This is a genomic window from Pseudomonas sp. GM84 (genome assembly GCF_000282535.1).
Lineage (GTDB): Bacteria > Pseudomonadota > Gammaproteobacteria > Pseudomonadales > Pseudomonadaceae > Aquipseudomonas.
In genome coordinates this window covers 23,134-31,091 of sequence record NZ_AKJC01000135.1, presented here as the reverse complement: position 1 = coordinate 31,091, position 7,958 = coordinate 23,134, and the positions used below count along the sequence as shown (strand labels likewise).

Below are 7,958 nucleotides of genomic sequence, written 5' to 3'. Positions count from 1 at the left end.
GCCGGCTCCCACAAGTACAACACAATACCTGTGGGAGCCGGCTTGCCGGCGATGGGCTGCAAAGCAGCCCGCTTATAGCTTCACTAGGTTACAGCGCTGCAATCCGCGCATGCTGCTCGGTGAAGTTGGCCAGCGCCTGCTCGGACTCAGCCAGCTTGGCGCGCTCCTTCTCGATCACCGCAGGCGGTGCCTTGTCGACGAAGGCGGCGTTGGACAGCTTGCCGCCCACGCGCTGCACTTCACCTTGCAGGCGCTGAATTTCCTTGTTCAGGCGCGCAAGTTCGGCATCCTTGTCGATCAGGCCGGCCATCGGCACCAGCACCTGCAGGTCACCGACCAGTGCGGTGGCCGACAGCGGGGCTTCGTCGGCATCGCCGAGCACGGTGAACGACTCGACCTTGGCCAGCTTCTTCAGCAGCGCCTCGTTCTCTTGCAGGCGACGCTGGTCGTCGGCGTTGGCGTTCTTGAGGAACAGCGGCAGTGGCTTGCCTGGGCCGATGTTCATTTCGGCGCGGATGTTGCGCAGGCCGACCATCAGCTGTTGCAGCCATTCGATATCACCTTCGGCCGCCACGTCGATGCGGGCTTCGTTAGCCACCGGCCACGGCTGCAGCATGATGGTCTTGCCGTCGATGCCGGCCAGCGGCGCGATGCGCTGCCAGATCTCTTCGGTGATGAACGGCATGAACGGATGCGCCAGGCGCAGGGCCACTTCCAGCACGCGCACCAGGGTGCGGCGGGTGCCACGGGCGCGTTCGACCGGGGCGTTCTCGTCCCACAGGACCGGCTTGGACAGCTCCAGGTACCAGTCGCAGTACTGGTTCCAGATGAACTCGTACAAGGCCTGGCTGGCCAGGTCGAAGCGGAACTGCTCGAGCTGGCGGGTCACTTCGGCTTCGGTGCGCTGCAGCTGCGAGATGATCCAGCGGTCAGCCAGCGACAGCTCGTAGGCCTCGCCGTTCTGGCCGCAGTCCTCGCCCTTGTCCAGCACGTAGCGGGCGGCGTTCCAGATCTTGTTGCAGAAGTTGCGATAGCCTTCGACGCGGCCCATGTCGAACTTGATGTCGCGGCCGGTGGAGGCCAGCGAACAGAACGTGAAGCGCAGGGCGTCGGTGCCGTAGCTGGCGATGCCTTCCGGGAACTCGGCCTTGGTCTGCTTGGCGATCTTCTCGGCAAGCTTGGGCTGCATCATGCCGCTGGTGCGTTTTTCCAGCAGGGCGTCGAGGGTGATGCCGTCGACGATGTCCAGCGGGTCGAGGACGTTGCCCTTGGACTTGGACATCTTCTGGCCCTGGCCGTCGCGCACCAGGCCGTGCACGTACACGGTCTTGAACGGGACCTGCGGGGTGCCATCCTCGTTCTTGATCAGGTGCATGGTCAGCATGATCATGCGCGCAACCCAGAAGAAGATGATGTCGAAACCGGTGACCAGCACGTCGGTGGAGTGGAAGGTCTTGAGGAATTCGGTCTGCTGCGGCCAGCCCAGGGTGGAGAAGGTCCACAGGCCGGAGCTGAACCAGGTGTCGAGCACGTCGTCGTCCTGACGCAGGACTACGTCGGCACCGAGGTTGTGCTTGGCACGGACTTCGGCTTCGTCACGGCCGACATAGACCTGGCCGGCCTCGTCGTACCAGGCCGGGATGCGGTGGCCCCACCACAGCTGACGGCTGATGCACCAGTCCTGGATGTCACGCATCCAGGAGAAGTACATGTTCTCGTACTGCTTGGGCACGAACTGGATGCGGCCGTCTTCCACGGCAGCGATCGCAGGCTCGGCCAGCGGTTTGGTGGAGACATACCACTGGTCGGTCAGCCACGGCTCGATGACGGTACCGGAGCGGTCGCCCTTCGGCACTTTCAGTGCGTGGTCGTCGATGCTGACCAGCAGGCCCTGGGCGTCCAGGTCGGCAACGATCTGCTTGCGCGCGACGAAGCGGTCGAGGCCGGCGTATTGGGCAGGCAGGCTGGTGTCGATCTGCTCGTTGACACTGCCGTCGAGGTTGAAGGCCTGGGCGGCGGGCAGCACCAGCGCGTTCTTGTCGAAGATGTTCAGCAGCGGCAGGTTGTGGCGCTTGCCGACTTCATAGTCGTTGAAGTCGTGGGCCGGGGTGATCTTCACGCAGCCGGTGCCGAATTCCGGGTCGCAGTAGTCGTCGGCGACGATCGGGATGCGACGGCCGACCAGTGGCAGTTCGACGAATTTGCCGATCAGTGCCTGGTAGCGCTCGTCGTTCGGGTTGACCGCGACCGCGGCATCACCCAGCAGGGTTTCCGGACGGGTGGTGGCGACCACCAGGTAGTCCTTGCCTTCGGCGGTCTTGGCGCCGTCGGCCAGCGGGTAGCGCAGGTTCCACAGGTGACCCTTCTCGTCGTGGTTTTCCACTTCGAGGTCGGAGATCGCCGTGTGCAGCTTGGTGTCCCAGTTGACCAGGCGCTTGCCGCGGTAGATCAGGCCGTCCTCGTGCAGGCGCACGAAGGCTTCCTTGACCGCTTCGGACAGGCCGTCATCCATGGTGAAGCGCTCACGGCTCCAGTCGACCGACGAGCCCAGGCGACGGATCTGGCGGCTGATGGTGCCACCGGACTGTTCTTTCCATTCCCAGATCTTGTCGAGGAAGGCTTCGCGGCCCAGGTCGTGGCGGTTCTGGCCCTTGGCTTCGAGCTGGCGCTCTACCAGCATCTGGGTGGCGATACCGGCGTGGTCGGTGCCTGGCTGCCACAGGGTATTGCGGCCCTGCATGCGGCGGAAACGGATCAGGGCGTCCATGATCGCGTTGTTGAAACCGTGGCCCATGTGCAGGCTGCCCGTCACGTTCGGTGGCGGGATCATGATGGTGTAGGACTCGCCTGCACCTTGCGGGGCGAAATAGTTTTCGGCCTCCCAGGTGTTGTACCAGGAAGTTTCGATAGCGTGCGGCTGGTAGGTCTTATCCATGCTCGGCGGGACCCTATGGCATATATTCGGGAAAGCCGGGCAGTATAACCAAGCTGGGGGCCGCAGGCGACAGCTGTACTTGTGTTGCCTGTCGGGCCTCATCGCCGGCAAGCCGGCTCCCACAGAGTCAGCGATGACCCGTGTGGGAGCCGGCTTGCCGGCGACGTGGCCGGTGCAGGTCTACTCGGAGCGCTGGATCAACCGCTCGATACGCGCATCGAGCCGGCGTTTGATCTCGGTCTCGATATGCGGGGTGAAGTCGTTGATCACGTCCTGCATGATCAACTGCGCCGCGGCGCGCAGTTCCGCTTCCAGGTGCAGCAAGGTGTCCTGGCGACGGGTTTGCGGGTCTTCCTCAGGCTCGGGCTCAGGTTTGACCTGCTCGGGCGCGGGCTCGGGATTGCCGGTGGGTGTGTCCAGCAGCAGCGGAATCTGCTCGACCGTCTCGGTCAGCAACGGTGGCTGCAGGTCGGCATCGCCCAGCAGTTGGCGAATCGACTCCAGGTCGTCGAGCAGATGGGCGGAATCGGGTAAGGCGGAAGGCTTGTCCATCGTCGTTAAAGTCGCTGTAAGCGGTGGTCTTGCAGAGCATAGCCCTGTTCGCGGTAGAAACGGAAACGTTCACGGGCCGACAGGCGGATGCCGGGCTCCTCGACCACGATCTCGGCGACCCGCTCGAACTGGCCGACGAATCCGGGCACCTTGGCACCCAGGTTGATCAACAGGTCGCGGTGTTCACCGGCATCGTCGGCCAGGCCCAGGGCCACCCTGGCATCGGCATGGGCCTCGGCCAGGTCGTGGGGAACGAATGCCTCGCCCTTGAAGCGCCACAAACGCTGGTCCAGCGCGTCGCGCTGTTCGGCGTCCTGGCAATGCAGGTAGACCCGGTGACCGAGGCGCCAGGCTTTCTCGCACAGCTTGCAGGCGAAATCCAGCCGCGCCGACAGCGAGTCGGTGGGCAGGATGTAGAAATCGACTTTGCTCATGGTTCTCTTTGCCGACCGGCGGCGCCATCAGGCGCCACCGGTCTTGCGCCATCAGGCGCCGGCGCGATCCAGCAGGTACTGGGTCAGCAGCGGTACCGGACGACCAGTGGCGCCCTTGTCCTTGCCGCCGCTGATCCAGGCGGTGCCGGCGATGTCCAGGTGCGCCCAGTCATAGGCCTTGGCGAAGCGCGACAGGAAGCAACCGGCGGTGATGGTGCCGGCCTTCGGTCCACCGATGTTGCCCATGTCGGCGAACGGGCTGTCCAGCTGCTCCTGGTACTCGTCGAACAGCGGCAGCTGCCAGGCGCGGTCATCGGCACGCTTGCCGGCGTCCAGCAGTTGGCCGACCAGGTCGTCGTTGTTGCCCATCAGGCCCGAGGTATGGCTGCCCAGGGCAACGATGCAGGCACCGGTCAGGGTGGCGATGTCGATCACGGCCTGTGGCTTGAAGCGTTCGGCGTAGGTGAGGGTGTCGCACAGCACCAGACGGCCTTCGGCATCGGTGTTGAGGATTTCCACGGTCTGGCCGCTCATGGTGGTGACGATGTCGCCCGGGCGGGTGGCGCCGCCGCTGGGCATGTTCTCGGCACAGGCCAGCAGGCACACCAGGTTGATCGGCAGCTGCAGTTCGAGCACCGCGCGCAGGGTGCCGAACACGCTGGCGGCACCGCACATGTCGTATTTCATCTCGTCCATGCCGGCGCCGGGCTTGAGGCTGATGCCGCCGGTGTCGAAGGTGATCCCCTTGCCGACCAGCACGAAAGGCTTGTCGGCCTTCTTGCCGCCCTGGTAGTTGAGCACGATCAGGCGTGGCGGCTGGTCGCTGCCCTGGCCCACGGCGTAGAACGCGCCCATGCCCAGGTCCTTGATCTTCTTGTCGTCCAGCACTTCGACCTTCAGGGCCTTGTGGGCCTTGCCCAGATCCTTGGCTTGCTCGGCGAGGTAGCTCGGGTGGCACAGGTTAGGTGGCAGGTTGCCCAGGTCACGGGTGAACGCCATGCCGGTGGCGATGGCACTGGCGTGCTTGACGGCGCGCTCGACCTCGGCCTGGCCAGCCTTGTCCGCCAGCAGGGTGATCTTTTTCAGCGCGCGTGGCTCGGCTTTCTGGCTCTTGAAACGGTCGAACACGTATTCGCCGTCGAGCAGGGTCTCGGCCAGCAGGCGGTACTTGCCGTAATGAGCATTGCGGTTGTTGACGGCAATGTCGTCCAGCGCCAGCACCGCATCGCTGCCGTTCAGACCCTTGAGCACGCCGGCCACGCTGGCGACCAGCTTGCGGAAGGCGCGGTCGCCGAGGGCTTCGTCCTTGCCGCTGCCAACCAGCAGCACGCGCTCGGCCTTCAGGCCCGGCAGGCTTTGCAGCAGCAGGGTCTGGCCAGCCTTGCCGGCCAGGTCGCCGCGCTTGAGCACGGCACTGATGGCGCCTTCGGTGGCTTGGTCGACGGCCTTGGCAACGGCGCCGAGCTTGCGGCCTTCGCCCACCGGTACGACCAGTGTGGCGGTTTTTACGGATGCAGCAGCTACGCTTTTTACAACCAGTTCCATGTCAGGATCCCCGAATGATCTGTGCAGTTGGCGCTTGGAGGTCTCGCGCTCTGGACGGGACTGGCCGCGTGCTCGCGTACCAGTGGAAAAGCTGCCAGTTTGAGCCTCTGGCAAGCGTGCTGACAACCCCGTTGTCTGCCTTCATGCGCGGCCAAGTGACAGGCGCGGCCAATCACAGGATAATGCGCGCACTTTACATGGAGGTTCGCCCCCGGCGAACCGGCATTGGTCTTGGCTGTCGTAAGCCTTTGTTTGGCAATCCGCCCCTGACAACCCAGGAGTGTCTGGCTTGATCGTCTTTCGTTATCTGTCCCGCGAGGTCTTGCTGACCTTGAGCGCCGTCAGCGCCGTGCTGCTGGTGATCATCATGAGCGGACGTTTCATCAAGTACCTGGCCCAGGCGGCCCAGGGCGTGCTCGACCCGAGCGTGCTGTTTTTGATCATGGGTTTCCGTCTGCCAGGCTTCCTGCAACTGATCCTGCCATTGGGGCTGTTCCTCGGCATCCTGCTGGCCTACGGCCGGTTGTACCTTGAAAGCGAAATGACCGTGCTGTCGGCCACCGGCATGAGCCAGCAACGCCTGCTCGGCATGACCATGGCTCCGGCCGCCCTGGTGGCGCTGCTGGTGGCCTGGCTGAGCCTGAGCCTGGCGCCGCTGGGCGTGGCCCAGGTGCAGCAGATCATTGGTCAGCAGGATGCCCTGACCGAGTTCGATACCCTGGTGCCCGGCCGCTTCCAGACCCTGCGCGACGGTTCGCGGGTGACCTACACCGAAGAGCTGTCGGATGACCGCAGCAACCTCGCCGGGGTGTTCATCTCCGAGAAACGCTTCAACCAGGACAAGACCAAGGACCGCGCACCTTCGGTGCTGGTCGCCGAAAAAGGCCACCAGGAAGTGCAGGCCGACGGCAATCGTTACCTGGTGCTGCAAAATGGCTACCGCTACGACGGCAATCCCGGCCAGGCCGATTACCGTGCCATCAAATACGACACTTACGGCGTGCTGCTGCCAAAGCCGGAAGTCAGCGAGGAAGTGACCGAGCGTGAAGCGATCCCGACCTCGCAGCTGATTGGCCAGGAGGGCCTGCGCGAACGTGCCGAGCTGCAATGGCGTATCTCGCTGCCGATCCTGGTGTTCGTCGTGACCCTGCTGGCGGTGCCGCTGTCCAGGGTCAACCCGCGCCAGGGCCGCTTCCTCAAGCTGTTGCCGGCGATTCTTCTGTACATGGCTTACCTGACGATGCTGATTTCCGTACGCGGTGCTCTGGAGAAGGGCAAATTGCCGATCGCCCTGGGCATGTGGTGGGTGCATGGCTTGTTCCTGTTGATCGGCCTTGGGCTGATGTACTGGGAACCGCTGCGCCTTAAGCTTGCCGCCCGTCGTGCGGAGGTGGCCCGTGGCTAAGCTCGATCGCTACATCGGCCAGAGCGTGCTGCTGGCTATTCTGGCTGTGTTGGGGATCATCCTCGGCCTGGCTTCGCTGTTCGCCTTCATCGATGAGATGAGCGACCTGAGCGATACCTATACCGTGCTGGATGCCGGCAATTTCGTGTTGCTGACCGCACCAAGGCGCTTGTACGACATGTTGCCGATGGCCGCGCTGATCGGCTGTCTGATCGGTCTGGGCAGCCTGGCCAGCAGCAGCGAGCTGACCATCATGCGTGCCGCCGGGGTTTCCATCGGACGTATCGTCTGGGCAGTGATGAAGCCGATGCTGGTGCTGATGCTGGCCGGTGTGCTGATTGGCGAGTACGTGGCGCCGGTTACCGAGAACACGGCCCAGGCCAATCGTTCCCTGGCCCAGGGCGGTGGTGAAGCGCAGAGCTCCAAGCGCGGCATGTGGCACCGCCAGGGCGAAGAGTTCGTGCACATCAACGCCGTGCAGCCCAATGGCCTGCTCCTGGGTGTGACCCGTTATCGCTTCGACAGCGACCGCAAGATCGTGACCTCGAGCTTCGCCCGCCGTGCCCAGTACAACCAGGATCACTGGCTGCTCAGCGATGTCAGCACCACGTATTTCCGCGGCGACCATACTGAAGTGGTCAAGGCCCCTGAAGAGCGCTGGGATGTGTCGGTGACGCCGGAGCTGCTCAACACGGTGATCCTGGCGCCTGAGTCGCTGTCCATTACCGGGCTGTGGGACTACATCCACTACCTGTCCGACCAGGGCCTGAACAACTCCCGCTACTGGCTGGCGTTCTGGACCAAGGTGCTGCAACCGGTGGTGACCGCGGCGCTGGTGTTGATGGCGATTTCCTTCATCTTCGGGCCATTGCGTTCGGTGACCCTGGGTCAGCGCGTGTTCACCGGTGTGCTGGTGGGCTTCGTGTTCCGCATCGCAGGCGACCTGCTGGGCCCTTCGAGCCAGGTGTTCGGCTTCCCGCCGTTGCTGGCGGTGGTGATCCCGGCGGGGGTTTGTGCACTGGCTGGCATCTGGTTGTTGCGCCGGGCCGGATGACGGTTTGACTGATACAAAAAAGCCGACCTTGAG

General features: G+C 64.0%; 6 protein-coding genes. 2 read left to right on the top strand and 4 right to left on the bottom strand.

Annotation, left to right across the window (positions count from 1 at the left end; genetic code table 11):
• Positions 1-88: 88 nt before the first annotated feature.
• From PMI38_RS12160 to PMI38_RS12145, 4 genes are all read right to left on the bottom strand, one after another.
• Positions 89-2,935: a valine--tRNA ligase gene (locus PMI38_RS12160; protein ID WP_008094278.1), complete on the bottom strand. Its 2,847-nt coding sequence runs from the start codon at positions 2,933-2,935 to the stop codon at positions 89-91.
• A gap of 180 nt (positions 2,936-3,115) precedes the next feature.
• Entirely contained in the window at positions 3,116-3,487 is a 372-nt protein-coding gene (locus PMI38_RS12155) for a hypothetical protein (RefSeq protein WP_008094275.1), read from the bottom strand.
• A gap of 5 nt (positions 3,488-3,492) precedes the next feature.
• On the bottom strand, positions 3,493-3,921 hold the full coding sequence (locus tag PMI38_RS12150) for a DNA polymerase III subunit chi (RefSeq protein ID WP_008094273.1): 429 nt from the start codon (positions 3,919-3,921) through the stop codon (positions 3,493-3,495).
• A 51-nt stretch (positions 3,922-3,972) separates the two neighbouring features.
• Positions 3,973-5,466, bottom strand: coding sequence for a leucyl aminopeptidase (locus tag PMI38_RS12145; protein ID WP_008094270.1), 1,494 nt, complete (start codon positions 5,464-5,466; stop codon positions 3,973-3,975).
• 289 nt (positions 5,467-5,755) lie between these two features.
• On the opposite strand from PMI38_RS12145, the gene lptF reads away from it, so the two are divergent.
• Positions 5,756-6,871: an LPS export ABC transporter permease LptF gene (gene lptF / locus PMI38_RS12135; protein WP_008094268.1), complete on the top strand. Its 1,116-nt coding sequence runs from the start codon at positions 5,756-5,758 to the stop codon at positions 6,869-6,871.
• The gene (lptG, locus tag PMI38_RS12130; RefSeq protein ID WP_008094266.1) at positions 6,864-7,925 is read left to right on the top strand and encodes an LPS export ABC transporter permease LptG; all 1,062 of its coding nucleotides are present in this window, start codon (positions 6,864-6,866) and stop codon (positions 7,923-7,925) included. Before lptF ends, lptG begins: the two co-directional genes overlap by 8 nt.
• Positions 7,926-7,958: the final 33 nt, after the last annotated feature.

Coding starts and splice junctions, on each gene's coding strand:
- PMI38_RS12160 (WP_008094278.1), bottom strand. CDS start 2,935: ATGGATAAGACCTACCAGCCGCACGCTATCGAAACTTCCTGGTACAAC.
- PMI38_RS12155 (WP_008094275.1), bottom strand. CDS start 3,487: ATGGACAAGCCTTCCGCCTTACCCGATTCCGCCCATCTGCTCGACGAC.
- PMI38_RS12150 (WP_008094273.1), bottom strand. CDS start 3,921: ATGAGCAAAGTCGATTTCTACATCCTGCCCACCGACTCGCTGTCGGCG.
- PMI38_RS12145 (WP_008094270.1), bottom strand. CDS start 5,466: ATGGAACTGGTTGTAAAAAGCGTAGCTGCTGCATCCGTAAAAACCGCC.